The following is a 26149-nucleotide window of genomic DNA, read 5'->3' on the forward strand; positions in this document are numbered from 1 at the left end:
AATTCCCGGATGAACCTTTGCAAAGGGGGGAACTTGGTGCCAATGGTCACTGCTCGGAACGGTCCAGCATCTCGCGCACCTTGCGCAAGAGCTCCACCGGCTGCACCGGTTTCATGATGAGCTGGATCCCCTGCTCGCTCACCCCGCGCCGCTCCATGAAGTCCGAGGTGTAGCCGCTCGAATAGAGGATCTTCGCCCCCGGCTCGAGCCTGGCGATCTCCTCCCCCGCCTCCATGCCGTTTTTCCTCGGCATGATGAGGTCCATCACCACGAGGGCGATGCTGCCGCGGTTCGCGGCGAAAAGTTCCACCGCCTGCTGGCCGTCCTCCGCCGCGATCACCCGGTAGCCGAACTTGGTGAGGACGGTGAAAAGCAGCTTGCGCACCTCGGCGTCGTCCTCGGCGAGGAGCAGGGTCTCGTTTCCGCCGCGCGGCGCAGGGAGTTCCTCCCTCGCGCCACCCGCGGGAAGTCCCGCGTCCAACTGCGGCAGGAAAACCCTGAAGGTGGTGCCGTGCCCCGGTTCGCTGTAGACGTTGATGAAGCCGTTATGCTGCTTCACGATGCCGTACACGATGGCCATACCGAGCCCGGTCCCCTTCCCCACCTCCTTCGTGGTGAAGAACGGCTCGAAGATCCTGGCCCGGGTCTCCTCGTCCATGCCGCAGCCGGTGTCCTCCATGACGATGCAGGCGTAGCGCCCCGGCTCGCTGTGGCCGAACGGGCTCTCCACCCCTTCCTCGATCTCCACGCTCTCCGTTTTCAGGGTGAGCGTTCCCCCCTTGGACATGGCGTCGCGGGCGTTGGTGGCTAGGTTGATCAGCACCTGCTCGATATGGCCGCTGTCGGCCATGATGGTGATGACGCTCTCCGTGCAGGGGACGGCCCTGAGGGTGATGTCCTCCCCGATGATGCGCACGAGGAACTTCTGCACGTGCTGCACTATGTCGCACAGGTTCACCCGTTTCGGTTCCATCACCTGCTTGCGGCTGAAGGCCAGAAGTCCCTTGGTGAGCTGGGCCGCCCGCTCCGCCGAGACCATGATCTGCTCCACCTCGCCTTTTTGTTTTTCGCCAAGCTTCGGGTCCACCTCCAGCAGGGAGCAATACCCCATGATCACCTGCAGCACGTTGTTGAAGTCGTGGGCGACCCCGCCCGCGAGCTGCCCGACCGCCTCCATCTTCTGCGCCTGCCTCAACTGCTCCTCCAGGCGCCGCTCGGCCGTGATGTCTCGCACAGTGGCGATGACGCCGATTATCTCCCCCTGCGCGTCGCGTAACGGTGCACGCGTGTCGACCGCCCATCCCGAGACGCCGGTGCTCTCTATGTAGAAGGGAAAGTCCACCGACCCCGACTCCTCCCCCTCCAGGGTGCGCGCCAGCTTTTCGATCACGCCGGTCTCCTGAAGGAAGGGGAGGACGTCCTGCGGACGCCGCCCGAGGATCTCCTCGGCCTTGATGCCGGTGAAGCGCTCCATGTACGGGTTCCAGACCTGGTAACAAAGCTCGCGGTCGTAGACGATGATCCCCTCCTGGGCCCCCGCGATGATCTGCTCGTTGTACTGGCTCGCCTCGAGAAGCGCCTGATCCGCCTTCAGCTTCGAAAACGAGATCGCGATGTAATCGACGAGGTCCTCGTAGAGGGCGACCTTCTCGGCCGACACGAGCCCCGGGCGCCGGTCACTGAACTGGAAGAGCCCGATCCTCTCCCCGTGGGAGTGCAACGGAACCAGGGCCAGGGATCGGTACCCCTCGCTGTGACACCGGCACTTCCCGTAGCCGTCGGTCTCCGCGGTGCCGTTCGCGGTCCAGTAACTCCCCCGCGGCGTGCATGCCGCCTCCCTCGGACAGCGGTCGGAGATCACCTCGCCGCACAGGCAGCGCAGCGCGGCACGCCCCTGGGGGTCGCGAAGGGGATTCCCCTGCGCGTCGCGGTCGCAAAGCCCCCTCTCCTCGCCGACAAAGGACTCGGAAAGGCCGATGGTCTCGCAGTACGGGTAGTCGTCTCCGCAACGCAGCCTGATACCGATCGCCTCGCAGCAGGAAAGATCGCTGAAAAAGCGCGCCGTGCGCGACAACAGCTCATCCACCCGTTGCGCCTCGTTGCAGATGCGCAAAAGCTCCACCGTCGCGTTTCTGCGGATCTCCTCGCGCTTCCTCGAAGTGATGTTGTCGCAAAGGGCGACGAAGTAGCCCTGCTCCACGCCGTAAAGTGACACCGCGTACCACTGCTCGAGCGGTTCGAGGTAGGTCTCCAGGTGCTCCGGCTCCCCTTTTTCCGCCACCCGGCCGCATGCCTGCAGCAGCTCCGGATTCGTCTCCCTGACCTGCGGGATCACCTGCGAGATCCGCTTCCCCGTCAGGTCGGTGAGGCCGCTTAGATGCAGCAAAGCCCGGTTCACGTTGAGAAACACGAAGTCCTCCGCGGCGCCCGAGGCGTCCCGGACCACCCGGCAGGAGGCGAACCCCTCCAGCATGTTCTGGAAGAGCTGCTGGTACTCCTGCTTGCTCTTTTGCAGCGCGCGCTCCGCCTGTTTCTGTATGGTGACGTCGTTCAGCATGACCAGAAGGCAGGGACGGCCGCCGAGCACCACCACGTCCGCAGAGAAAAGAACGTCGATCACTTCCCCGGACTTGCGCCTCAATTGCAGCTCCTGGCTCACCCCCTCCCCCTGACGCACCTTCCCCACCACCTCGTCGCGGGTCGCCTCGTCGAGGTATATGCCGAGCTCCACCGCGGTGCGGTCGAGTACCTCCTCACGGCGGTAGCCGAGGAGCCTGAGCCAGGCGGGGTTGACCTCCAAAAGGCGCCCGTCTTCCACGGCGCCGATGCCGATCGCCACCGGCGCGTGGTCGAAGATGGTTCTGAACCTGGTTTCGGTGTCCCGAAGCGCCGCCTCCGCCCGCTTGAGCGGCGTGATGTCGATCAGGGTCGAGAGGATGACCTGCTCCCCACCTACGGTCAAAAGCTGCGACCAGAGCTGCGCGAGGAAGATTTCGCCGTCTTTTCTGTGGAAAGGCTGTTCCCACCCCCGCACCGTTCCGGTCGCGCGCAGCCCTTCGACGAAGCGGCGCGCCGACTCCGGGTCGGGCCAGATGTGGCGCCCGGATCTCCCGATCGCTTCTTCGCGGGTGTACCCGGTCATGGCCTGCCAGGTCTCGTTCACATCCAGGAAGACCCCGTCCTCGAGCCGGGTGAGCGCGATGGCGGCCGGGTTTCCCGAGAAGGCGAGGGCGAATTTCTCCTCCGATTTCAGGAGCGCCTCCTCCGCCCGGCGCCGCTCGGTCACGTCCTGGATCACCGCGAGCACCGATACCGGACGCCCCTCGGCGTCGCGCGCGAGGTTCAGGTTCACCTGGCAACAGACCGACGAGCCGTCGGAGCGCAACACGCTGAACTCGGCCTCCACGCCGCCGCGCTCACCGACCAGGCTTTTCAGGTACGCCCTGCAGTGCTCCCTCTCCTCGGGCCGGGTCACCTCCGGGAGCCCCAGCTGCAAAAGGTCCGCCTCGCGGTAACCGGTCATGCGGCACAGCGCCGGGTTCACCTTCAGGAACCTGCCGGTCGCCGGATCCATCTGCGCCTCGCCCAGGCTCGACTCCATGAACATGATCCGGAACTGTTCCTCTTTCTCCTGCAGGCGCTCTTCGGCCAGGCGCCGCTCCAGTTCCAAAAGTTCGATGCGCGCTTCGCGGAGCTCCTCTTCCGAGCTTTGCGCCTTTTCGCGCGCGTCCACCTCGCCGCACCTTGCCTGTTGCAAATGCTCCTGCATGTAGGCGAAGAGGACGCCGACAACGATGAAGGCCAAGACTGAGACCGCACGGCTTGCCGGGACGACGGCTAAGGAATAAAGCGGGGGGATGAACAGATAGGAGATCAAAAATCCGGAAATGAGGGTCGCGGCGATGCCGATCCGCTTGCCTCCCAGGCGGGCACTGACATAGACGGCGGGGTAGAACAGGATGTAGGCGTAGGGCTGCAGGAAATCCCAGAAAAGCCACTGTACGGCACAGGCGAAAAAGGGGAGCAGGAGTGCTGCCACAGCCTTAAGATTGAATGTTGGCCCCTCTTCCACCCTCTTTTCCTCCAAGACATGACAGTCATAAGTGCATGCTTGCCCGCTTCGAATAGTCCTTTTGAGATCACTCCATCGGACTATGAAAAGACAAAGACTCAGTCTACCTTGAGGCCGCTCTTTTGCAACGATACGGCCGGATCCAAGGTACAGGTGGGATCTCTAATACACCGCCCGAAGATACGGTGGGGCATTCGGCGCGCCATCCTCCCTCAAGTATTCAGCGCCGAAACCGATACGGGGAGTGATGCCCACGCGGCAAACCAGCAGCAGGAGGAAGCACCATGTTCGATATCCTTTGCCGTTTCAGAATCGGCACCCGCCTAAACGTCTGTTTTTCAATAGCCACCATGATCATCATCCTTCTGGGCGTCCTCGGATATACCGGTACCGCCAGGATGCTCGACCACGTCAAGGACGTTGCCGGCACCCACGCGAAGCTCCTCGAACTCGCCCAGGCAAGCCGTGCCGACATCAACGTCCTGCGCCGCTTCGAAAAGGATGCATTCATCAACATGGCCGACGCCGGGAAGCTCGAGGAGTACCGGAAGAAATGGGACGAGAACATGGCCGGGTTCCAGGCGCGCAACGACGAGATGATGAAACTTGCCGAACACCCGCGCGAGAAGGAGATGCTCTCCGGCATCAAGCGTGACAGCGAGGCGTACGCCGCCGGCTTCCGCAAGGTCTACGATGAGGTGCAGGGAGGCCGCATCACCACGACCCAGGACGCGAACCACGCCATCGACGAGTACAAAAAGCCGACGCACCAGGCGGAAGCCCAGGTGGTCGAGTTTTCCAAGCTGATGACCCGGCAGATGGCCGACACGGTTGCCGAGGCGCAAGCCGGGGCCTCCGGGATCAGGCTCTCCATCGCCGTCATCGCCATCATCGCCGCCACCATGGCGGTCATCCTCTCCATCATCATCACCCGTTCCATCACGGTACCCCTCGCACGTCTCGTCACCGTCGCCGACACCATCGCGACCGGCGATCTCTCGCGCGACCTCGACGTTTCCTACCGCGACGAGACCGGGCAGCTCATGGGTACCATGAAGACCATGACCGGGAACCTGCGCGGCATGATCGGCGCGGTGAGCAGCACATCGGAGCAGGTGACCGCCGCCGCTAACCAGATGCACGAGATCTCCCGGCAGATCGCCGAAGAGGCAGAGGAGGTGGCGAGCCAGTCCGGCGCGGTTTCCACCGCCGGCGAGGAGATGTCGGCGACCTCCGGCGACATCGCCATGAACTGCCAGAGCGCGGCGGAAGGGGCGCAGCGCGCCGCGCAGTCGGCCAGCGACGGCGCCGCCGTCGTGGATCGCACCGTCGCCGTCATGGGACAGATCGCGGACAAGGTACAGGAATCGGCGCGGACCGTGTCGAGCCTCGGCGAGCGCTCCGACCAGATCGGGGCCATCATCGGCACCATCGAGGACATCGCCGACCAGACCAACCTGCTCGCGCTGAACGCCGCCATCGAGGCCGCGCGCGCCGGTGAGCAGGGAAGAGGTTTCGCCGTTGTGGCAGACGAGGTGCGGGCGCTTGCCGAGCGGACCACGCGCGCCACCCGCGAGATAGGGGAGATGATCAAGGCGATCCAGGCGGAGACGCGTGGTGCGGTGACCGCGATGGAGCAAGGGGTGTCCCAGGTGGCGGCAGGCACCGAGGAGGCGGCCAAGTCCGGGGCGGCGCTCAGGGAAATCCTGGAACAGGTGAACGCCGTCGCCATGCAGGTGAGCCAGATCGCCACCGCCGTGGAAGAACAGACGGCAACGACGAGCGAGATCTCCGGCAACATGCACCGGATCACCGAGATCGTACACCAGACTTCGCAGGGGGCGAACCGCTCCGCGGTCGAGGCATCCCACCTGACCGGCTACGCGGCCCAGCTCCAGGATCTCGTGCAGCGTTTCCGGCTCTAGAGATACGGGCCATGAACGAAAAAGGGCGCCCCGCATCGGGGACGCCCTTTTTTTTGCCGGATGCCGCTGGAACCACTACCGTTCGTATACGCTAAATAGGAGCCGTCAATTAAAAAAACATATTGCAGTGCGGGCGGCAAGGGTATATATTCCCGCACAATCTGTGTGACTTTAACGCTTCGCCGACCGCTTTCCTTCCGATGGCCCCCAGACCGGCCGCCAACCCATGATAGGAGGAGTAGGGATGCCTGACTGCGAGCTTCTTAGCGGATGTATCTTCTTCAACGACCAGATGGCCAACATGCCTTCCACCAGCAACGTCTTCAAGATGATGTACTGCACCGACCACTTCGAGGGGTGCGCGCGCTACACGGTGCGCAAGGCCGCCGGCAAAGAGGCCGTACTCGACGACCTGTTCCCGAACCAGATGGAGCGGGCGAGGGAAATCCTCGAAAAGCGCTGACCCTTTCCAAGCGCCGTCCCGACCGTCGTTTACCAAAAAAGAAAGGCCACGGATCTCCGTGGCCTTTTCTTGTTCATGCAAGGCATCCGGCCATTACACGCCGATGCCGCGGATGAAGATCTCCAGGTACTGCCGCACCAGGCTCTCGTCCTGCTCAGGCGACTGGCTGATCAGCTTCTTGGTCGCCTGCAGGCTCAAAAAGAAGTAGTTCACCATGCCGGCCAGCGCGAGCGCCGCATTGGCCGGGTCCACTTCCGCCCTGAATTTCCCCTGCTGCTGTCCCTGTGCGATCGCTTCCGCCATGATCACGATCACCTCATCGATCACCGGCCCCACCAGCGTCTCGAAAAAAGGGGTGGGGTTCGTCAGTTCGCTCGTGTAGAAACGCAACAGGTGCGGGTTGTTGCGGTGCCTCTGGAAGGTCCAGCGCAGATAACTCTCCACCATCTCCACCGGATCGGTGACCTGGCGCCGGATCTCGTGTATCTCGGCAAAGCAGGCGAACTGCTCCTGCAATACCGCAGAGTAAAGCCCTTCCTTGCTGCCGAAATGGTAGGAGATCATCGAGATGCTGGTCCCCGCCGCCAGGGAAAGCTCCCTTATGCTGACGCCGTTCACACCCCGCTCCGCGAAAAGCTGCGTCCCCACCTCCATAAGCTTCTTGTGAATCCCGGTCTTTTCCATGCTCCACCCCGGCTCTGTTGATGTCGGCCGCCAAGACATTAGCAAAATCGCCGGTGAATTACCAATTGTATTGCAAATAAAACGACGTACTGATATGTTGTATTCGTTTTTCGAACGAACGTTCGAAATTCAACAAGGCGCCAGCGCACAACTTTCCGCCGTTCGCACAGCGGAACAACATCATATCAGGAGGATGCAGCTAAATGTCCGAATTGCACAACAGGATCAGGAAGTCGAGCCTTCACGAGCGGATCACCACCGTGGACCAGGTCATCCCCATGTTCAAAGACGGCATGAACGTGGGCTGGTCCGGGTTCACCCCGGCCGGCTATCCCAAGATGGTCCCGATCGCCCTCGCCGACCACGTCGAGAAGAACAACCTGCAGGGGAAACTGAGGTTCAACCTCTTCATCGGCGCCTCCGTAGGCGTCGAGACCGAAGACCGCTGGGCGTCGCTCGACATGATCGACCGCCGCTGGCCCTACCAGACCGGCAAGAACATCCAGGCCGGCATCAACACCGGGCGCATCCGCATGGGCGACAAACACCTCTCCATGTTCGCGCAGGACCTGGGCTACGGCTTCTACACCAAGGATAACGGCGGCCGCCTCGACATCGCCATCATCGAATGCTCCGCCATCACCGAGAAGGGGGAGCTGGTGCTGACCGCCTCCTGCGGCGCGGTACCCGAGATCGTGCAGATCGCCGACAAGATCATCATCGAGGTCAACACCTCCATCCCGAACTTCGAAGGGCTGCACGACATCGTCGAGCCGATCAACCCGCCGAACCGCCTCCCCTACCTGATCTGCCGCGTCGATGACCGCGCCGGTTCCCCCTACGTCCGCGTCGACAACGACAAGATCGTCGCCATCGTCGAGTCGAACCGTCCGGACAACGGCCGCGCCTTCAGCGAGCAGGACGACACCTCCGAGGCGATCGCGAACAACATCATCGACTTCTTCTCCGCCGAGGTGAAGGCAGGCCGCCTGCCGAAAAACCTCCTCCCGCTGCAGTCCGGCGTCGGCTCCATCGCCAACGCGGTCATCGGCGGCCTCGCCAACGGCCCCTTCACCGGGCTCAAGGTCTGGACCGAGGTGCTGCAGGACACCATGCTCGACTTCTTCGACTCCGGGAAGCTCGACTTCGCCTCCACCGTCTCCCTCTCCTTCTCCGTGGACGGCTTCAAGCGCTTCTACGAGAACTGGGACAAGTACAGCAACAAGGTGATGATGCGTCCGCTCTCCATCGCGAACCACCCGGAGCCGATCCGTCGCCTGGGGTGCATCGCCATGAACACCCCGGTCGAGTTCGACATCTACGCCCACGCGAACTCCACGCTGGTCGGCGGCACCAGGATGATCAACGGCATCGGCGGCTCGGGCGACTTCCTGAGAAACGCCTTCCTCTCCATCATGCACACCCCGTCGGCGCGCCCGACGAAGACCGACCCGACCGGCATCACCTGCGTCGTTCCCCACGTGCCGCACGTCGACCACACCGAGCACGACCTCGACGTGCTGGTCACCGAGCAGGGCCTTGCCGACCTGCGCGGCCTGAGCCCGAAAAGCCGCGCCCAGCTCATCATCGACAAGTGCGCGCACCCGGACTACAAGCCGCTGCTGCAGGAGTACTTCGACATGGCGAAGAAGGACTGCATCGAGAGAAAGGCGGGCCACGAGCCGCAGCTCTTGGACCGCGTCTTCAAGATGCAGGTAAACCTCGCCAAGAACGGCACCATGAAGATCGACAACTGGGACATCTAGCCAGCAGGCTCCAGTCGTTTCGCTTAAAAGAGCAGGGCAGTCCGATCGGGCCGCCCTGCTTTTTTATTTTCGGCCGCACTTCACTTTCTCGCAGAAAAAAGAGGGTTGACATTTCGGGCTCTCGGATTTAGTTTAATGTTAAAGCATACGACATCGAACAATGATGTCGACGATAAGAGAAAGGGAGAATACGCCATGAAAACCACATACTGGGACGCCGTCAAAAACCGCAGGACTTTTTACGCACTGGACAAGGAACAGGTGACAAGCGACGAGCGGATCCGCGAGCTTGTCGGCGAAGCAGTGCAACACGTGCCGTCGTCCTTCAATTCGCAGAGCAGCCGGGTGCTCATCCTGCTGGGCTCCGAGCACGACAGGCTTTGGGATCTCACCAAGACGGAACTGAAGAAGATCGTGCCGCCGGAAAGCTTCGGCGCCACGCAGCAAAAGATAGACGGCGCCTTCAGAAGCGGCTACGGCACCATCCTCTACTTCGAGGACACCGACGTGGTGCAAGGCCTGCAGGAGAGCTTTCCCGCGTACCGCGAGAACTTCCCGCTCTGGTCGCAGCAGTCCTCAGGGATGCTGCAGTTCGCGGTATGGACCGCCCTCGAGGCCGAAGGATGGGGCGCCTCGCTGCAGCACTACAACCCGGTGATCGACGACGCGGTAAGACAGCAGTGGCACGTCCCGCAAAGCTGGAAGCTGGTTGCCCAGATGCCCTTCGGCAAACCGGCGGCGGCACCGGGAGAGAAGGCGTTCGCACCGCTTGAAGGGCGCGTGAAACTCTACAGTTAGAGGATCGCGAAGGAGCAGGTCATGTCACGAAGATTTCCCTCGGTATTCGTATCCCACGGCTCTCCGGCCATCGTGCTGGAGGATTGCCCGACGCGGGATTTCCTGAAAGATCTCGGCGCGCAGCTCGGGCGTCCCAAGGCCATCGTCTCGGTCTCGGCCCACTGGACCACCGATACCCCGAGCGTGACCGGTCACCCCCAGCCGCCGACCATCCACGACTTCGGCGGTTTCCCGGATGATCTGTACCAGCTGCGCTATGCCGCTCCCGGCGCCCCCGCACTTGCCGGGAGCGTTCTTTCCCTGCTGCAGAAGGCGGGCATTCACGGCGGGATGGATCCGGAGCGCGGCCTGGACCACGGTGCCTGGGCGCCGCTCATGCTCATCTACCCGGATGCCGACATCCCGGTGGTGCAGCTCTCGGTCCAGCCCCGGCTCGGTCCCCATCACCACCTGGAGATGGGCGAGGCCCTGCGTCCACTCAGGGACGAGGGTATCCTGCTCCTCGCCAGCGGCTCCGCCACGCACAACCTCGGCGACTTCTTCGGCCGCGCGCTCGACGCCGAACCGCTCCCCTACGCGAGGGAATTCGCCGAATGGCTGAAAGACGCCGTGGTGGAAGGGCGGGCGAACGACCTGGTCGACTACGAACGGCTCGCCCCCCACGCGCGACGCAACCACCCCACCCCCGAGCATTTCCTCCCCCTGCTGGTCGCGATGGGGGCCGGAGGGAGCGGGAGCGTTTTGCACGACGGTTACACCTACGGCGCCCTCTCCATGGCCGCCTTCAAATGGGAATGAGTTGCAGCGAAAGGGACCGGCTCCGCCAGGTGCCGGTCCCTTTCGCGGAACGCTCCATTCCGCCCAGCCACCTCACCCCCAATTCCGCACACTCCTAATGCATGCAGACCGCAAGCGGTTACTATTAAATGCACTACTGGAGGTGCCTATGAGAATAACGATGCAGGACTATGTCGGCGGTAGTTGCGAAGCGGTCAGCAACGCAAACCATTTCATCTACCTCTGGTTCCGGACCGGGGGCAACCCTTGCCAACAATGCGGCTTCAACCCCGATACCTGCACATGGCGCAAGCAGCTAAACGTTTATGCGGCCAGATACCGCGAGGTAAGCCGCCACGCCGACGGCTAGGTGCGCACCATGATCTTTGCCGGACACCATAAAGATAAGCGCCATGGCCTGCTGATGGACCACCCCTTGGACGATCCTTCCTGCTGCAGGCAGTGCGCGGCCCTTTGCTGCAGATCCTTCCCGAACGTCGATCTCACCTGGGAAGAATACCTGCGTCTTGGGGAGCTTGGCGCCACCCGTCTGCATTTCTCCCTGTACGGCCCCCATAAACTGATCATCGAAAACGGCTGCGAATTCCTGGACGGGAACCGGTGCAGCATCTACGAAGAACGCCCGGCGATCTGTCGCCGCTTCTTCTGCACGCCCGCCTGAGCTGCTCTACTGCTCAAGCCCCAAGCGCGGAGAGCCGACGACGCACCTGATCCTGCTGTTTGCAACGTGAACCACCGAAAGCTGTTGCGGCGAGCGCCGCTCTTCATATACCATGCACCACGGGGTGCGCCCTCAGCGCACCCTCCCGGTCCGTCCGGCAACAAGCCACGTGGTGCCACAACTCATGACCGAACCAACGTTCACCGCGCCGGCCATCTCGGCGGCGCTTTCCGTTCTCAAGCTCTTCCTGATCCCGGTAGGGGGCGGCATCCCCGCCGGCGTCCTGCTCGCGAAGTCGAGCGGGCTCGCCTGGCCGTTGATGGCGCTCGTCTACCTCGTCTCCGACATCATCCTCGCCGTCGTCTTCGAGCCGATCCTGCGCGTGCTCGCCCTCATCTGCGGAAAGATCCGTTTCCTGCGCCGTTTCGCAGCGGCCATGAAAGAGGCCAATGCGCGCCACGCCGCCCAATACCAGGGGACCGCGGCCGGCCCCATCGGGCTCATCCTCATCGCCTTCGGCGTCGATCCCATGACCGGACGCGCCTCGGCGCTCGCCGCAGGCCACGGCTTCGTCGCAGGCTGGGCCTTCGCCATCGCGGGAGACATGCTCTACTTCGGCGTCATCGCCTACTCCACCCTCAGCCTCAACCGCTACATCAAGGATCCCGAGACCACCATGCTGATCATCCTCGCCCTGATGTTCCTGCTCCCCGTCGTGATACGCCGCATCCGTTCGAGACGCCCTGCTTCCGTTGCCCGGGAAGACCTCGCCTGAGCCCCCTCTTCCGCCGGTCCCTGCCGCCTCCTTCCTCCACGGCGTAAAATAATCGGCGGCACCGGTTAAAATTTCCCCCTCGCAGGGTAAGCTGTTCGGATGAAAAATTTCCTCCTCGAAACCGTGCTGCTACTCACCGTGCTCATCCACCCGGCGCACGCCTTCCCCCCACCGGAGCGGCTCGTCTACGACGCGACCTGGAACGGCATCAGCGCAGGGAGCGCCGTCATAGAGCTCACCAGGGAGGACGCCGGGTTCAAGGCCGTGAACACGATCCGCTCCGCGGGCCTCGTCTCCACTATTTTCCGCATCGAAGACCGGATCGAGTCCGTCATGTCCGCGGAAGGCCGCCCGCGTATCTACCGCGCCTCGATCAACGAGGGAAGACACCATACCCGCAATGAAGTCGTTTTCGACTTCAAGGGCCTGCAAGCCGAGACAACGGACCAGGTCAGGAACACCCGAAAGAAAGAGGCCATCACGGCCGATACCCATGACGACCTTTCATCCCTCTATTTCCTCCGCTCCCGCCCCCTTGCCCCCGGGACGAGTATCCTCTTCGACATCTACGATGGAAAACGCCTCTGGAACGCCGAGGCGCGCGTGACGAAGCGGCAACAACTGACAACACGGCAGGGGACGGTCACCGCCTTGGTGGTCGTCTCGACGCTCAAGGCGAACGGCGTCCCCTCGCCGGTCGGCGGAACCACCTTCTGGTTTTCCGACGATTCCCGCCACATCCCTCTGAAGATAAAGACGAAGCTCAAGGTCGGAGAGATGGTTCTCACCCTCAAATAGCCCACTCAGACAGTACTCCCGGTCCATTAATACCGTTACATTTACCTTCCCTTTACTTTTTTCCACATTTCTGCCACATTTTTTCCCTATTTCTTTGTCACTGTAACAGCGCACGATGCGGAAGAATCCGTTTCGGCATACCTAAGACCATGCCGCATCGAGACACGATGCACGAGCTGGGGGATTCGATGAGAAGACATGTACTACAAAGTATCTTGTTGGTTACCATGCTGAGCGGGTGCGTGACCGTGCCCAACGGCCCGAGCGTCAGGGTCCTTCCGTCCAAGGGAAAGTCCTTCGAGACCTTCATGCAGGAGGATTCCACCTGCAGGAATTGGGCGCAGTCGCAGCTCGGTTCTCCGGTCCAGGAAACCTATGACCGGAACATGGCGACGAGCGCGGTCGTCGGCACCGCGGTCGGCACCGGTGCAGGAGCCGCGATCGGGGCCGCTTCCGGGCACGCCGGAGCGGGCGCCGCGATCGGGGCCGCGACCGGCCTTCTCTTCGGCGCCGCCGCCGGTTCCGGCGCCTCGGAGGTCTACGGTGCCGAAGCGCAGCGGCGTTACGACAACTCCTACGTCCAGTGCATGTACACCTACGGCAACCAGGTCCCGGGTGCGCGGCAGCCTGCAGCGACCCGCGTCGCGGCAGTACCGCCTCCGCCGCCGCCCGAGCCCGCTCCGATACGCGTCGTGCCTCCACCCCCTCCGGGGCCGCCCGTGGTCGCGCCACCCCCTCCGGAGCCCGTACTCGTCCCGGCGCCAGAAGAGTACGAGCAGGAGCCGCCCGAATTCATCTATTCGCCGCAGTTGAACGCCTACGTGGCGGTCGCGGTCCCCTACGAGCTCGTCTATACCGGGAACGAGTATTACTATTACAGCGGCGGCAACTGGTTCCGCGGTCCCTACTACAACGGTCCCTGGACCTACGTTCCGAGGACATCCTACCCGCCGCTTTTCGTCCAGTACGAGGTGGTCAACATCCGTCACTACCGCGACGTCGAATACCGGCGCTACCGGCGTGATGTCGGCCGCTACGACGGCCGTCTCTACCGTCCCGTCTCGCGCGGCGAGCGGTACCGTCCAAGATACTAGGGGGAAAACGCCCCCCGCGTTTACTCTCTTCTAACGAATAAAGGCACCCGATGAACCGGGTGCCTTTGTTTTTTCCAGGGCGTGCATGGCGGACGAATCGCTGCCTAAGGCATACGGACTTGGCTTTTCCTCACGCAGGCATGAAAAGCCTGGGGCAAATGCCGCACAGGTTCCGAGGTCTCTGCGCTTAAAGCCCTATGATCTCGGTCGATTGCAGCAGCCACTGGTTTTAGTGCGCCGCTATGTGCCCGAACGATAGATGAAACAACAAAAATTAAAATAAACGCAGCAAAGGGGCATAAAGGTTGCTCCTGTGTTCCAGTTTCGGCGCCGCGTCACGCGGCGACTGAGGCAAATAAAGACACAGGAGGTAATGGATGAAGTCAGTAAAAGAAGTCAGCGGGGGCCGACGGCCGGTTCGTTTGGCGGCAGCTCTCATTCTTGCGGCGACGGTCTTTTCGACCACGATGATCGGCTCCGCAAACGCTGTGACCGCCGGTGTCACCTGGAGCACACAGGGTGACTTCGAGAACAACGAATCCACCACCGCGACTCCGACGGCACGCCAGGAGATCGACACCGCCTCGGCTCCGGGGTCGGTGCAGCTCGGCCCCAAGCAGTTGCGCAACAATGGGGCCATTTTCAGGAACAACCGTTCCTCGTCTTCGACCGCCCAAGCGATCAACCCGACAACCAATCGCGTTTACACCGTGGGCGACCAGACCGTGAGCGTGCTCGACGCCTCTACCAACGAAACCATCGGCTTCATTCCGATGGTCCAAACACCGGGCGCACTGCTGATCAGCACGCGGACAAACAAGCTCTACGCCATGAACGGAAGCACCATCTGGGTCTACGACCTTAACACCAACGAATACCTGAAAACCATCCCCCTCACCGACCCCATAACGGGTTCCATCTATAACTCCGATGCCGAAAAGGTCTACCTGACGCATGAAAACGGCACCATGTCCGTGATCGACGGGGCCGTGGACGAGGTAGCAGCGAAGGTGACCGTCGGCGTTTCACCGGCAGGCGGGGTGTACAACACTGCCGATAAAAAGGTGTACGTCCTGAACGACCACGACATCTCCATCGTGGACGGCGGCAGCAATGAGATCGTGGGCACCATCACCGTCAACGATGCCGCTTCAACGTCCAAACTGGTCAATGCAACTGTCAACGCCACCGGGAGCAAGATATACGCGGTTTGCGGTGCCGACTTGCAAGTGATCGACGTTGCCGCCCGAAAACCCATCACCAAGCTCACCTGGGCGCCTGGATGACCTTCCCGCTCAACGTGACCTACGACAGCCTCCACAACAAAATTTACGTTTCCATCGTGTACGGCCAAAAGATCACGGTGATAAACGCCGCCAACGATACGGTCCTGAAAACGATTCCTTACGACACGTCTTATGTCAACGTCAACCTGGCATGCAGCGCAACAAGCGGTCGCCTCTATGCAGCTGAATACATCATCGACACCGCCACGGACACCATCGTCGCGAAGCAGAAAAACCTTGCCGCCAGGACCGTCGTCCACGACCCGCAAGGCAACAAACTCTACGCGATGAGCGACGAACTTCTGGTCATCAACACCCTCACAGGGAAGATGGAGAAGGTCGTCAAGATAAAGAACCCGTACCTCGCCGTCGTCAATCCCAACGGCAAGAAACTCTTTGTACTGGAGGAAGCCCGTAACTACGTGTCCATCGTGGACACCACGACCTACGAGATCGTCTCACGCGTGGCGCTTCCAAGCAACTACGCCGAGGGGATCTACAACTCCGTCAGCGACAAGGTCTACTTCTTTCAGACCGGGAGCATAGCGGGAACCATCCTCGACGGGGAGACGGGGGTCCAAGTCAGCTCATTTTACTCCAGCTATTATTCGGACGGCAAAGCGGTCTTCCAACCCGCGACCAATAAGATCTATGTCGGGGGCTGGGCGCTGGACTGTGCAACGAACACCGTCCTCGGCACCGTTCCTGTCAAGGGCCGGGGCACCGCCGCCCCCGACAGCCCCCTCATCTACTTCCCCTATAACGGCATCACCGTCTTCGACTCCGCCACCGACCAGGTGGTGGCAAACTTCGGGTCCACGCTCGCCGGCAAGGAAAATTTCGAGCGCGTCGCCTACGATGCCGCCGGTAACCGCCTGATTGCCGTAAACGACACCATGGCCTACGTCCTGGATGCGACGTCCGGCGCCGTTCTCAATACGCTGCCCCTTCCAAGTACCGGGGTTTCGCAGGCCTTCTTCAACGACAGCAACAAAAAGACCCTCGTCTTCAGGATGTTCTTAGGGTATTCGACCATAGGCGGTGTCTGCGACCTCAGTGATTACGCAACACGCGGGATTATCGGAGGGGACGCCGCCGAGGTGGCCCTGCGCGTCGATACCCATGACATCACCGGGGGGGCGACGCTCTTCGATGCCTACAGCCTCCGCTACAGCTACGAGAAACTGATGCCCGGTCAGCACATCCGCTTCCGTGTCAGAAGCGCCGCCACCCAGGAAGGGCTCGCCGCCGCGAAATACGTCGGCCCGGACGGGACCGCCGCCACCTGGTACGACGAAACCGCTTCGGGTGCGCTGACCAACGCCGAAGGGACTGAAACGGTGATCCCCCTTTTCGCCATGGGGACCCAGGCAGGCAGGTTCATCGAGATAGAGACCGCACTCACCGCCAACGGGCTGAGCCCCAGGCTGGACGAGGTGAAACTCGAACTCTCCGCGGTCGCCTCACCGACATCGGCCTCGCTGCAGCAGCTCGACGAAGCGGGCGCGCCGGTCTTGAAGCCGATCAAAGACGCGACGGTCTCCTTCCGTGTCTCAGGCATCCCGGCCGGCTATTTCGCCCAGTTTGAAATCCGCCCGAAGGGAACCCCCTTCACCGGTGAGTCGACCGCAACGGGAGGTGCTGCCGATGCTTCCGGCAACAGCACCGCAGCCGTCGCGCTCCCCGAGGGAGAATATCAGTGGCAGGCACGCCTCGCCCTGAACGCCGACAGCTGGACGGCGTGGACCCAGTTCCCGGGCGCACTCACCATCGACAGGACGCCCCCCGCCATGGGGATCAAAGGGCACACCATCATGGGGACCCTAGAGGCGGGCGCCAGAGTGACGGTGATGGCCGCCGCACCGCTCATCGTGGAACCGGTACAGTACCCGACCGCCACTACGTGGCACTGCACCGTCTCCAACCTTGCCCCCGGCGTCAACCAGGTCGTGGTGACGGTGAGCGACGAGGCGGGGAACCTGACTTACACTACGCTCCTTCTGAGCGGCTACTAGACCGCGACACTCGAACAAAAAAAGGCACCCGGTTTCCCGGGTGCCTTTTTCTCGGACCTACTTCGTCTTCTCCCCCTCCACGGGGTAGTTGTTGTCCTGCCCGAGACTCAGCAGAAATCCCTTCATCTTGCCGAGCCCCTCCGTGGTGTCGTTCCATCCCATGGTACCAAAGCGCAGATCGTAGGCGTCGTACCCCAGCTGGTTCAGCATGAGGGTGACCGCCGCCCCGATGTGCCCTATGTAGCAGACCACGACGATCTTCCGGTCCGTCGGCAGCTTCCCGAGGCTCTCCTTGGTTGCGACCTGGGAGAAGGGGATGTTGACCGCGCCGGGAACATGCCCCATGGCGTAGTCCTCCGGGCGCTGGATGCTGACGATGAATACCCCCTTGCCCCCGTCTTTGGCCGACTCCCGGTAAAGCTCGGCGCGGTCCATGAAGAAAGGCTTGCCGGAGGCAAGCACCGCTTTGGTCCGCTCGGTGATGAGCTCGTCCCCCCCGGCCCCCTTACCCGGAACCGCGGGGATCTTCCCGCCGGGTGCCGCTTCCGCGTTCACGCTGCTCACCGGGTAACCGGCCGAAGCCGTGTAAGGTGCCGCCGATTGGGCGCGGTTCCAGTGGCTTAGCCCCATGGGCATGGTGGTGGCGCGGTACCCCAGCTGGTTGAAGTAAAGCGACGCAACCATGGAACGGTGTCCGTCGTCGCAGGTCAACACGATCATCTTGTCGCGCGGCAACAAGGCCAGGGATTTCCCTTCCGTGATCTCCTCGAACGGGATGTTCACCGCACCCGGCACGTGCCCCTTGGCGAACTCGGCGCGGGGCTGCAGGCTCACGATGAAATACCCCTGCTCGTGGTCTTTCACGACATCCTCGTACACGTTCTCAGCCGTCATGAACGGCGGAGCCGCAAAGAAAGCGGTGCTCCTCTTCAGGATCTCCTCCGACGACCGGGCTGATGCCGTCGCCTGCTCCGACTGTTCCCGGCTCTGCGCCCCGCCCGCACCGGCCCATGCCGGGACGGCAAGACAGACCAGCAGGACCGCCATACGGGTGATCGATCTGCAGTTACTGAACCTCATAGCATTTCTCCTTCGAACAGAAAATGTCCCCATACAGGGCAACGCCGTTGCCGCGCACTATCCCACTTAGCTTCCGGAGGCTCAAGGAGAACTTGATGAACGGGTCAATCAGAGGGACGAACGGTGATGGCGGACGAGAGCGCCTTCTTCACCGCCGGCACCAGGCGGCGGGAAACGGGGACGGCGGGGATGGCGGGATCGTGGAAGGAGACCGTCATGCGGCTCTCCCCGGCAGGCCCGATCGCCTTCACGTGCCGGAGGTTGACCACGAAACTCTTGTGCACCTTGAGAAAATCGGCGGTGGGAAAGCGCTCCAGGACCGCCTTGAGGCTCATCAGGAGGTAAAACTTCTTGCGGGGAGTGTGGATGCGGCAGTAGTTGCCGTCGGCCTCGATCAGGTGTACCTCGTCCGCCGAGAGGAAATGGAAGGCGCCGTTTTCGTAGATCGGCATCTTTTTCAGTTCGAGGTGACCGCTTGCCGGGTTGGTGCGGGCGCCGGTCTGTTCCGAGAGATCCATGAAGGAAACCGCCCAAGCTATGGCGCTCCCCGGCACCATGAGGCGCGACAGGCTGATCATCAGGACCTTGCCGAGGAAATCGATCACCATCGATCTCGACCTCGACTCCTGCACCCCCGACAGCTCGTTCAGGACGCCGCGAACCTTCTCCCGGCTCTTCGGAGGATGCATCTGGAACAGGTTCCGGCCCACCGGCGCCATGTCGGGACCGGCCACGCCCAGCGCATGCTCGTTCATGCCGAGCACCTCCCAATCCTCCGACAGGAGCACCAGGCCGATCTCCATGCTGCTGCCTTGCTCGCTCAGGTACTGTTCCAGTGACATGAAGGCGACTCTAGCTCAATGTAGGCCCTTACTGCAAGAAGCAAAAAGCCGCTGGGCACCCCGCACTGTTGCCGGGCAACACCCCGGCCCGCGCCTTTTCTCCCCCCTTTTCCCGCCCCTCCGCATTGACAAAGAACGACATTAAGATATTTTCACATTGCTGCGGATGCCGCAGCCCGGCACGGCGACACGATACGGGCCGGCAAAACCAGGTAGGGCGACGCATTACGGCATGGGAAGCGAGGATGCGCGCCGGAAATCAACGCACAAAGGGAGGCTCAATGAACGCTGTCGATCAAATCAAGTCCTTGATGAAGGAAGAGAAACAGGAACAAATCACCAAGCAACTGGTCTTGCAGTCCCTCCAGGAACAGGGAATCCGCGATCTTGACGGGTTCGCCACCCGTACGCTGGAGATGGTGATGAACTCGAAGCCCCAGCCGTTGTCCGCGCTGATGCCGGGGTTGGAAGGTAAAAGCAGGGAAGAGGCCATCATGGAGCTGCTGTTTGGCAGCAAAGCCCAAAGCGCAGCCAGGGACATGCAGCACAAACAGCCCAAGGTGCCGTTCACCCTGGGTGGCGTCAGCTACCATCCCGAGGAAATCCGGCGCTTCAACGGCAAGCCCCTCCACTTCATCTGGAGTTCGGAAATGGCCGCGAACGGCTTCCTGACCGCGGTGAACGATCCGGAAGAATACCGGGCGGAACTCACCAGCGAGGTTGCCGTGAGAAACCATGTGCCGGGGGCGGGGCATTCCTTCTACGAGCACATAAACTACGGCGGACACGTGCTCAACCTGGCGTACCGCCACGCCTACCCCGACTTGACCAAGGTCGCCATGAGCGGCTTCTGGTTCTGGACCACGAGTTGGAACGACAAGATATCCTCGCTGCGGACCGGGAGCGGCGGGGTGATTGCGGCATGGGATGTCATGAGGCCCTACCTCACCGGTTCAACCGTTCGTTTCCCCCCCTTCAAATCGATACCTTCAGTCGGCGCGGTGTGGAACGACCAGATCTCCGCGATCATCGGGTAGGGCATCACCCCTGAACAAGCCCGACGCACCGAAGTAAAAGGCCACCCGCTTCGCGGGTGGCCTTTTTGATGCCGCTACCAGTAGATGAAGGTCCCGATGGCGCCGATGTTGGCGTCCTGGGTGGCGCCGTTGAACCAGCGGTCCTGCGCCCAGGTGTACTCGCCGATGATCTGGACGAACGGGTTCACGTTGTAAGTCACCGCAACCACCGCCGCCTGCTGCTTCTGGATGTTCAGCTCCGTGTCGTTGCCGGCGAGCTCCGCCCTGCTCTGGCCGTAGTTGACGCCCAACTTCACCACAGGGGTCACCTTGTAGGTCGCCTGGTTCAAAAAGCCCCAGTTGGTCCTCTCCCTGCCGTCCGCGGAGAGCGCGTCCGCGCCCTGCATCCCCAGCATGCCTAGGGCTTTTCCGCCGTAGCAGGAGGTGAGGAGCTGAAGCCCGCCCACATCGAGCTGCACGCCCCCCGCCCCGCCGACCGAAGTCACGTGACCGCCCGGACGCACCGCTGCAACGGTATGCTCCGGCGTGATGCTGCCGTCCGGGTTCAGCGTCACCGGAACGGTCACCGTCCGGGCGGAGGAGAAGCCTGCCTGCTGGTAAAGCCCGGACACCCACCCCTGGAACTTCCCGCCGGAGAACTCCTTAGCGTAGGAGATCTCGCTCTCCAGGCGCGGCACGTTGCGGATCGTCGCCGCACCGATGTCGTTGGTGTCGTTCACGCTGAAGGCGACCTTGAAGCCCTTCATATCCGGCGTCGTGTACCTGATCTGCGCCCCGAAGTTGGGGTAGAGGTAGCCGTAGCCGATGTGCCCCATGGTCGGCCCGTTGTCCACCGGCCCGATCACCCCGGCCCCGAAGAGCGTCATGTCGGTGAGGATGTTCTTCGCCTGGTACAGGTTGATGGCGCGGCCGGCAAGAATCTGGCCGAAAGCGCCGGTCGCCGTCATGTTGATCTCGCGGAAGTCGATGTTCGGCGAAAGGTCGGTGCGGCTCCCCCCGTTGTTCTGAACCTGCGGGTACAGGCCGAGACGCACCGCGTAATCTACGCCGTTGACGGTGGGAGACTGGATGTTCAGCCCCACCCCCACCGGGAGCAGGCCCGTCCTCACCCTGAACTGCTGCTGGCTCTCGCCCGTACCCGTCTGGTCGCCGCCTATCTCGCCGCCGATGACGCCTGCCGGGCGCCGCCCGACCGACTCGTAGGTGGCGAAGACATTGAGGAAGCCGTCCGTGGAAAACTTCCACCCGTTGGTCCCGCCGATCTCGAAGGCCTGCACTGACTGTGCGCTCGCAGCGACAGCCAGTACCGCTGCCAGCATCGTTATCTTACTTTTCTGCATGTTCCCCCCTGGTTGAGTGATTCCATCATTGCATCAGCATCTATTTAAAAAGTGGCTTTATGATAGGCCACAGGCGTTCTGCTTCATCAAAAGATGTTTTTGTATGACAATATTTGCAGATGTAATACAAAGCAAAACACGTACTGTATCAGAACCGTCGTGCAGCTGTTGTGCATGAAGTTTTGGATACAGTTAAATAGAATGCCTTTATAGCAATTGATGTACCGACACCGACTCGCGCCGCACTATTTCTGTGGACTCCACCATTACTATTTGTAAACAAAGATTATTTGTACAGGCAGGGATGTTTCAATCGGGTAGGAACTTCATAGTACGTGGAACAAAGCGGAACATCAGAGCGGTCAAAGCTGGAACAAGTACCGCTTTTGGAACAGTCGGACGTTACAAAGCTGCACACGGGCCCTTCCCGCACCGGCAGCCATGAACATCCTTAAACTGACCTGTCAGGGCAGATAAAGCCGGGGGGGGCAAAGCAAGGGAACCGGACCACAATTGACAGCCCAAGCAACATTGGTAGATTCTTACCTCAAATAAAAGCGTGTTGGCAGAGGAGACTCCAATGGCATCTACACTCCGTATAGGCAGCCACGGGCATGAGGTAGCACGAATGCAGGAGCTTCTCAATAAACACCTTCACCCAAGTGCAGCCCTAAAGGTAGACGGTTTTTTCGGCCCGCGCACCGAAGCCGCGGTCCGACGCTATCAGGCTTCCGTTGGGATCGGTATTGACGGAATTGTCGGGTTGCATACCACTGGAGCACTGGAACAGGGACTAGAGCCTAAAGAAGGTGCTCACAAATCAATCGCCATAGATTTCACTAGAGCGCCTTGGGTCGGTATAGCAGTGCGGGAAATCGGCCAGGCACAATTCCGCGGGGAAAGACAGAATCCTCGAATCTTACAATACCATGCATCAACAACACTTCGTGCGACAACCGATGAAACAGCGTGGTGTTCCTCCTTCGTCAACTGGTGCCTGCATGAAGCCGGAATAGAAGGAACACGTTCCGCCCAGGCGACAAGTTGGCTTCATTGGGGAGCCATCTGCTGCCCAAGAGTCGGTTCTATCACCGTCATCCGCGAACTAGATCCTCCCCCATCACGTTCCGGCTACCATGTAGGGATTTGGATAGAGGACAATGGTCATCATTTCAAGTTGTTAGGCGGCAATCAAAGCAAGATGGTTAAAATATCAAGTTACCCCCGAGCGGGGTGGCGTCCTATAGGACATCGGTGGCCCATTGAACAAGAGGAAAAATAACATGATGCGAATGGTTCTTACCCTAGTTCTTTTTTTTGGAGTCACCTGCGATGCTGCACAGGATCGTTTCACTGCGGGCGAATTTTGGGCTTCCTTTAGGCAGGCCGTACTGGCTAACGACGAGAGAAAAATCATTTCGATGACGAAGCTTCCCTTAGCAGTATATGGGGTCAGCGACAACACACCAGCCATGTACTATGACAGAAGTGAGTTCCCAGCAATTTTCCGCAAGATCCTGATGCAATCAGAGTACCGGGTAGTTGGCAATAGGATTGTATCGAAAACCGTTCTCGGCTTGATACATGACAAAAAAGTACTGACCCAAACGGACCTACAAAATAAGGATGCTTTCCGATTTTACCAGCTGGAGTTCGAAGCGATAAACGGCAGGTGGTTTTTGATTAGAGGGTATCTGGAGGAATAACCAAGGGCTGAAGCCAAAGGAACTCCAACTTCAACCCTCTATGCAGCTTGAACCGACCGGATCGCAGCCAGTTCTTTTGCCAGATCCTTTTCCGCCTGCCATAGGTCTACAGCCCGTTGTGCGTTCAACCAAAATTCAGGGCTGTTTCCGAAAAACCGGGAAAGCCGAAGCGCCATGCCAGGGCTCACCGCCCTGCGCTCCCGTAACAACTCGTTGATTGTTTGTCGGGATACTCCCAAGGTCCCCGCGAGCGCTCCAGCCGTCAAACCATAGTCCGGCAAGAAGTCTTCCCGCAGCATCGCCCCCGGATGCGTCGGCGGTATGTCTCTTTTTGCTTTATTGTTTTTAAACATTACATACCTCAATGATAATATTTCACATACGAAAGTGCGTTCACGACCAGCCTTACCTTACCATATGAGCCCCCCAGATGACGCGGACAATTGAGGAGATCAGTGCATGCAAAAAGTCTTTACCTTTTTTATCGCTCTCGCCTTGTCATGGCCAGCCCAGGTCTCCTTCGCTGTAGGCTACGTTGGCTTTACCGAACTAAATCCTGGAAATTGTACCCCTATAGATCCACAGCTGGCTAAGAAGTTGCCACCGTCATGGCACAAGTACCTGGCGTTCACAAAAATATGTTCCTTAAAAAAGGAAAAATCATCAAAAGCAGTGGTCTCTATTATTTCCATTTGGACTGAAGATTATCTTAGAACTAAACGGACAAAGGTATGGGAGGACTTTCCTTACAGCATTATTGTTGATGACCGCATGAACGTCTTAGGAACACTCCCAGAGATTTTCCCGGTAGAAGCCCCAGCCGAGCCTGCCGTTTATTTCGGAAAGTGGAAATCTGAAGTGCCAACAGAAATAAGAGTGGATGTCTATGACCCTACCGTCGTCGGCGACCACTACTATTCCCCTCTGATCTGGAACGAAAAGCAAAAGAGGTATTACATGATGGATAAAGAGCCAAAATCAGGGTCGAGGCCAAAACGACAGCAGCGGTGAACAAATCAAAGCCGTATTTACTTGCCGAGCATCCCCTTCTTCAGACTTGCGTCAGCCGGCTTATCTCCCAGGTAGATGGCCAGGACGGCGATCACGAGCGGTCTGGAGACCAGGGTCCCGAGGGGCTTGCCGTTGTGCTTGGCCGTCACCGTCCCGTCTCCGCCCAGGAAGATGTCGACCTCGTCGCCGCGCTTGAAGTCCACCGTGAAAAAGGAGAGGAATTTCTTCACCTCCGCAGCATCGGCAAGCTCCGGCGAGTTGTTCGCAAAACCCTCCTGGAACGCCTCGACGATCTTCTCCTTTTCCACCTTCGGGTAGACGAAAGCCATCCTGATCAACTTGTCCCCGGTGTCACGGAGCGCTTCCGGGCCGCTGGTCAGGCGGCGCATGGAATACAGGGAGCCGACGTAGACTTTGACGAAGAATTTCTTCCTGATGCCGCTGCCGTTTAAGGTCAGGGCTTCGGAATTCACCGTCACTTGCGGTTCGACCTTCACGCCTGCAATTTCCTTCGCCGGAGCGGTGCCGGCAACAAGCACCGCCAAGATCAACGCAAGTATCACTCTCATCTTGCAGCCTCCTTACCCCGGTATAACCAGGCCCGAAACCTTAGCCTCGGCGGGCGGCCTCGATCGCCGCGATGTCGATCTTCACCATCTGCATCATCGCGTCGAACGCGCGCTTCGCGGCGGCGGGGTCGGGATCGGTGATGGCTTCCGTCAACGCGACCGGTGTAATCTGCCACGAGATGCCCCACTTGTCCCTGCACCAACCGCAGACGATCTCCTGCCCACCGTTGCCGACGATCGCGTTCCAGTAGCGGTCCGTTTCCGCCTGATCCTCGGTCGCGACCTGGAACGAGAACGCCTCGTTGTGCTTGACCTCGGGTCCGCCGTTCAGTCCGAGGCACGGGATGCCCATGACGGTAAACTCGACCGTCAGCACATCGCCCTGCTTCCCCGAGGGGTAGTCTCCCGGTGCTAGGTGCACCGCGTCAACCGACGAATCCGGAAAGACCTCCGCGTAAAAGCGCGCCGCCTCTTCCGCGTCGCCATCGTACCAAAGGCAAATCGTGTTCTTTGCAGGCTTTTTCATGTCATTTCTCCATTTGTCGCCACCGTTGCCGAAGCGGACGATGCGCTCGCAGTCATAGGGCCTTGCCCCCCCCGCACTCATTTCGGACCCAACTCTAACAACGCCCCACCGAATGTCAAAATCTCTGCAACGCTTTCCCGCAGTATTTCTCCTCTAAGATTCTTGCGCAGCTATCGGGTCTCCTCAGGTGCTCTCAGAGGGCTGCAGTTTTTTGCTCGGTCGCCGGTTGACAGGCCCCAGTATTGTTGGCATTTTCTAATACTTGATTTCAACACAAGGAGGCAGTCATGGGATTCGAACTGGAGCCGTTGTACCAAACAATGACGTTCGCGCTGCTCGAGTTGGCGGTTGGAAACGAGGAAGATCGTTCCGTCGATGTCGGGACTCGCAGCGGTGCTACGCGGATCAGAATCGTGGAATCGACAGGCGAAGTCACGATGACGGTGTACGGCACGGGGTACTATGAGCTCGCTGAGCAGTTGGTTCTTTCCTGCCTGAGAAGGATCAGCGTGCAACGCCTGAACGAACTACACAAGACGCCGCTCAAAAAGGCTGCGCCGCTCACACTTGCGAAAGGATAGGGAGGCTTTATGGAAACCGGGGAGTTCGAGATCGGAAAGCTGTGGGAAAATGTCGCTCTGTACCTTTTGCAGCTCTGCATGCGCGATGACGGCGACAAGGATTTCGGAGTGATGTTACTTGGGAACGACGTCCACCTGAAGGTGATCGGTCTCTCTACGAACACGGAGATCAACGTCATAGGTGGGGAGGAGTACAACGACCTGGCGAAACAACTGGTACTGGCGTGTCTTCAAAAGCTAAGCGCCGGTGACCTCGTCGAGCTGAGCCTGAAACAGCTCAATACCGAAGCCGACGTGCTGAAACCGGCATAGCTCTGGCCTG

General features: G+C 60.5%; 26 protein-coding genes. 18 read left to right on the forward strand and 8 right to left on the reverse strand.

From position 1 onward, the window contains the following. Positions 1-46: 46 nt before the first annotated feature. Positions 47-4072 carry a PAS domain S-box protein gene (locus tag D6Z24_RS02180; RefSeq protein ID WP_129124898.1) on the reverse strand — a complete coding sequence of 1342 codons (4026 nt, stop codon included), beginning with the start codon at positions 4070-4072 and terminating at the stop codon, positions 47-49. Between the two features lie 284 nt (positions 4073-4356). On the opposite strand from D6Z24_RS02180, the gene D6Z24_RS02185 reads away from it, so the two are divergent. Next, positions 4357-5997: a methyl-accepting chemotaxis protein gene (locus D6Z24_RS02185; protein WP_129124899.1), complete on the forward strand. Its 1641-nt coding sequence runs from the start codon at positions 4357-4359 to the stop codon at positions 5995-5997. Positions 5998-6241: 244 nt separating this feature from the next. Next, entirely contained in the window at positions 6242-6460 is a 219-nt protein-coding gene (locus D6Z24_RS02190; protein WP_129124900.1) for a hypothetical protein, read from the forward strand. A gap of 93 nt (positions 6461-6553) precedes the next feature. Here the strand turns inward: D6Z24_RS02190 and D6Z24_RS02195 are convergent, their stop codons facing one another. Next, entirely contained in the window at positions 6554-7144 is a 591-nt protein-coding gene (locus D6Z24_RS02195) for a TetR/AcrR family transcriptional regulator (RefSeq protein ID WP_129124901.1), read from the reverse strand. Between the two features lie 203 nt (positions 7145-7347). Between D6Z24_RS02195 and D6Z24_RS02200 the strand changes: the two genes are divergently transcribed. The 10 genes from D6Z24_RS02200 (at position 7348) to D6Z24_RS02245 (ending at position 17135) form a co-directional block, all read left to right on the forward strand. Next, positions 7348-8910 carry an acetyl-CoA hydrolase/transferase C-terminal domain-containing protein gene (locus tag D6Z24_RS02200; RefSeq protein WP_129124902.1) on the forward strand — a complete coding sequence of 521 codons (1563 nt, stop codon included), beginning with the start codon at positions 7348-7350 and terminating at the stop codon, positions 8908-8910. A gap of 195 nt (positions 8911-9105) precedes the next feature. Next, a complete protein-coding gene (locus D6Z24_RS02205) occupies positions 9106-9708 on the forward strand; it encodes a nitroreductase family protein (protein ID WP_129124903.1) in 603 nt (200 codons plus the stop codon). A 21-nt stretch (positions 9709-9729) separates the two neighbouring features. Then, entirely contained in the window at positions 9730-10506 is a 777-nt protein-coding gene (locus D6Z24_RS02210; RefSeq protein ID WP_129124904.1) for a DODA-type extradiol aromatic ring-opening family dioxygenase, read from the forward strand. A 148-nt stretch (positions 10507-10654) separates the two neighbouring features. Beyond that, positions 10655-10855: a hypothetical protein gene (locus tag D6Z24_RS02215; protein ID WP_129124905.1), complete on the forward strand. Its 201-nt coding sequence runs from the start codon at positions 10655-10657 to the stop codon at positions 10853-10855. A 9-nt stretch (positions 10856-10864) separates the two neighbouring features. After that, complete coding sequence (locus D6Z24_RS02220; protein ID WP_129124906.1) at positions 10865-11167, forward strand: YkgJ family cysteine cluster protein; 303 nt, start codon at positions 10865-10867, stop codon at positions 11165-11167. 184 nt (positions 11168-11351) lie between these two features. Continuing rightward, entirely contained in the window at positions 11352-11942 is a 591-nt protein-coding gene (locus D6Z24_RS02225) for a hypothetical protein (protein WP_129124907.1), read from the forward strand. A 99-nt stretch (positions 11943-12041) separates the two neighbouring features. Next, entirely contained in the window at positions 12042-12740 is a 699-nt protein-coding gene (locus D6Z24_RS02230) for a DUF3108 domain-containing protein (RefSeq protein WP_129124908.1), read from the forward strand. A gap of 188 nt (positions 12741-12928) precedes the next feature. Next, complete coding sequence (locus tag D6Z24_RS02235; RefSeq protein WP_129124909.1) at positions 12929-13834, forward strand: YMGG-like glycine zipper-containing protein; 906 nt, start codon at positions 12929-12931, stop codon at positions 13832-13834. Between the two features lie 422 nt (positions 13835-14256). Next, complete coding sequence (locus D6Z24_RS02240; protein WP_129124910.1) at positions 14257-15120, forward strand: YncE family protein; 864 nt, start codon at positions 14257-14259, stop codon at positions 15118-15120. Continuing rightward, positions 15117-17135, forward strand: a complete 2019-nt coding sequence (locus D6Z24_RS02245) for a YncE family protein (RefSeq protein WP_129124911.1) — start codon at positions 15117-15119, stop codon at positions 17133-17135. The genes D6Z24_RS02240 and D6Z24_RS02245 overlap by 4 nt, the downstream gene beginning before the upstream one ends. Positions 17136-17192: 57 nt before the next feature. Here D6Z24_RS02245 and D6Z24_RS02250 read toward each other — a convergent pair whose 3' ends face one another. Beyond that, entirely contained in the window at positions 17193-18215 is a 1023-nt protein-coding gene (locus D6Z24_RS02250; RefSeq protein WP_162605060.1) for a rhodanese-like domain-containing protein, read from the reverse strand. Between the two features lie 104 nt (positions 18216-18319). After that, positions 18320-19057 carry a LytTR family DNA-binding domain-containing protein gene (locus D6Z24_RS02255; RefSeq protein ID WP_129124913.1) on the reverse strand — a complete coding sequence of 246 codons (738 nt, stop codon included), beginning with the start codon at positions 19055-19057 and terminating at the stop codon, positions 18320-18322. Positions 19058-19338: 281 nt separating this feature from the next. Between D6Z24_RS02255 and D6Z24_RS02260 the strand changes: the two genes are divergently transcribed. Further along, positions 19339-20094 (forward strand): hypothetical protein, encoded by a 756-nt coding sequence (locus tag D6Z24_RS02260; protein WP_129124914.1) that lies wholly within the window; start codon positions 19339-19341, stop codon positions 20092-20094. Positions 20095-20168: 74 nt separating this feature from the next. On the opposite strand, the gene D6Z24_RS02265 is transcribed toward D6Z24_RS02260, so the two are convergent. Continuing rightward, entirely contained in the window at positions 20169-21434 is a 1266-nt protein-coding gene (locus tag D6Z24_RS02265; protein ID WP_129124915.1) for a hypothetical protein, read from the reverse strand. A 580-nt stretch (positions 21435-22014) separates the two neighbouring features. Between D6Z24_RS02265 and D6Z24_RS02270 the strand changes: the two genes are divergently transcribed. Together D6Z24_RS02270 and D6Z24_RS02275 are read left to right on the forward strand one after the other, a co-directional pair. Beyond that, positions 22015-22716, forward strand: coding sequence for an NlpC/P60 family protein (locus D6Z24_RS02270; RefSeq protein ID WP_129124916.1), 702 nt, complete (start codon positions 22015-22017; stop codon positions 22714-22716). Position 22717: 1 nt separating this feature from the next. Next, positions 22718-23140, forward strand: coding sequence for a hypothetical protein (locus D6Z24_RS02275; RefSeq protein ID WP_129124917.1), 423 nt, complete (start codon positions 22718-22720; stop codon positions 23138-23140). A 38-nt stretch (positions 23141-23178) separates the two neighbouring features. Here D6Z24_RS02275 and D6Z24_RS02280 read toward each other — a convergent pair whose 3' ends face one another. Next, a complete protein-coding gene (locus tag D6Z24_RS02280; protein ID WP_129124918.1) occupies positions 23179-23493 on the reverse strand; it encodes a HigA family addiction module antitoxin in 315 nt (104 codons plus the stop codon). 106 nt (positions 23494-23599) lie between these two features. Between D6Z24_RS02280 and D6Z24_RS02285 the strand changes: the two genes are divergently transcribed. Then, positions 23600-24151, forward strand: a complete 552-nt coding sequence (locus tag D6Z24_RS02285) for a hypothetical protein (protein ID WP_129124919.1) — start codon at positions 23600-23602, stop codon at positions 24149-24151. A 17-nt stretch (positions 24152-24168) separates the two neighbouring features. On the opposite strand, the gene D6Z24_RS02290 is transcribed toward D6Z24_RS02285, so the two are convergent. Together D6Z24_RS02290 and D6Z24_RS02295 are read right to left on the reverse strand one after the other, a co-directional pair. Beyond that, positions 24169-24720: a chalcone isomerase family protein gene (locus tag D6Z24_RS02290; protein ID WP_129124920.1), complete on the reverse strand. Its 552-nt coding sequence runs from the start codon at positions 24718-24720 to the stop codon at positions 24169-24171. Positions 24721-24760: 40 nt separating this feature from the next. Then, on the reverse strand, positions 24761-25246 hold the full coding sequence (locus D6Z24_RS02295) for a VOC family protein (RefSeq protein WP_129124921.1): 486 nt from the start codon (positions 25244-25246) through the stop codon (positions 24761-24763). Between the two features lie 287 nt (positions 25247-25533). On the opposite strand from D6Z24_RS02295, the gene D6Z24_RS02300 reads away from it, so the two are divergent. Together D6Z24_RS02300 and D6Z24_RS02305 are read left to right on the forward strand one after the other, a co-directional pair. Then, positions 25534-25827, forward strand: coding sequence for a hypothetical protein (locus D6Z24_RS02300; RefSeq protein ID WP_129124922.1), 294 nt, complete (start codon positions 25534-25536; stop codon positions 25825-25827). A 9-nt stretch (positions 25828-25836) separates the two neighbouring features. After that, positions 25837-26139, forward strand: coding sequence for a hypothetical protein (locus D6Z24_RS02305; protein WP_129124923.1), 303 nt, complete (start codon positions 25837-25839; stop codon positions 26137-26139). Positions 26140-26149: the final 10 nt, after the last annotated feature.

It is taken from the genome of Geomonas oryzae (assembly GCF_004117875.1).
GTDB classification, from domain to species: Bacteria; Desulfobacterota; Desulfuromonadia; order Geobacterales; family Geobacteraceae; genus Geomonas; species Geomonas oryzae.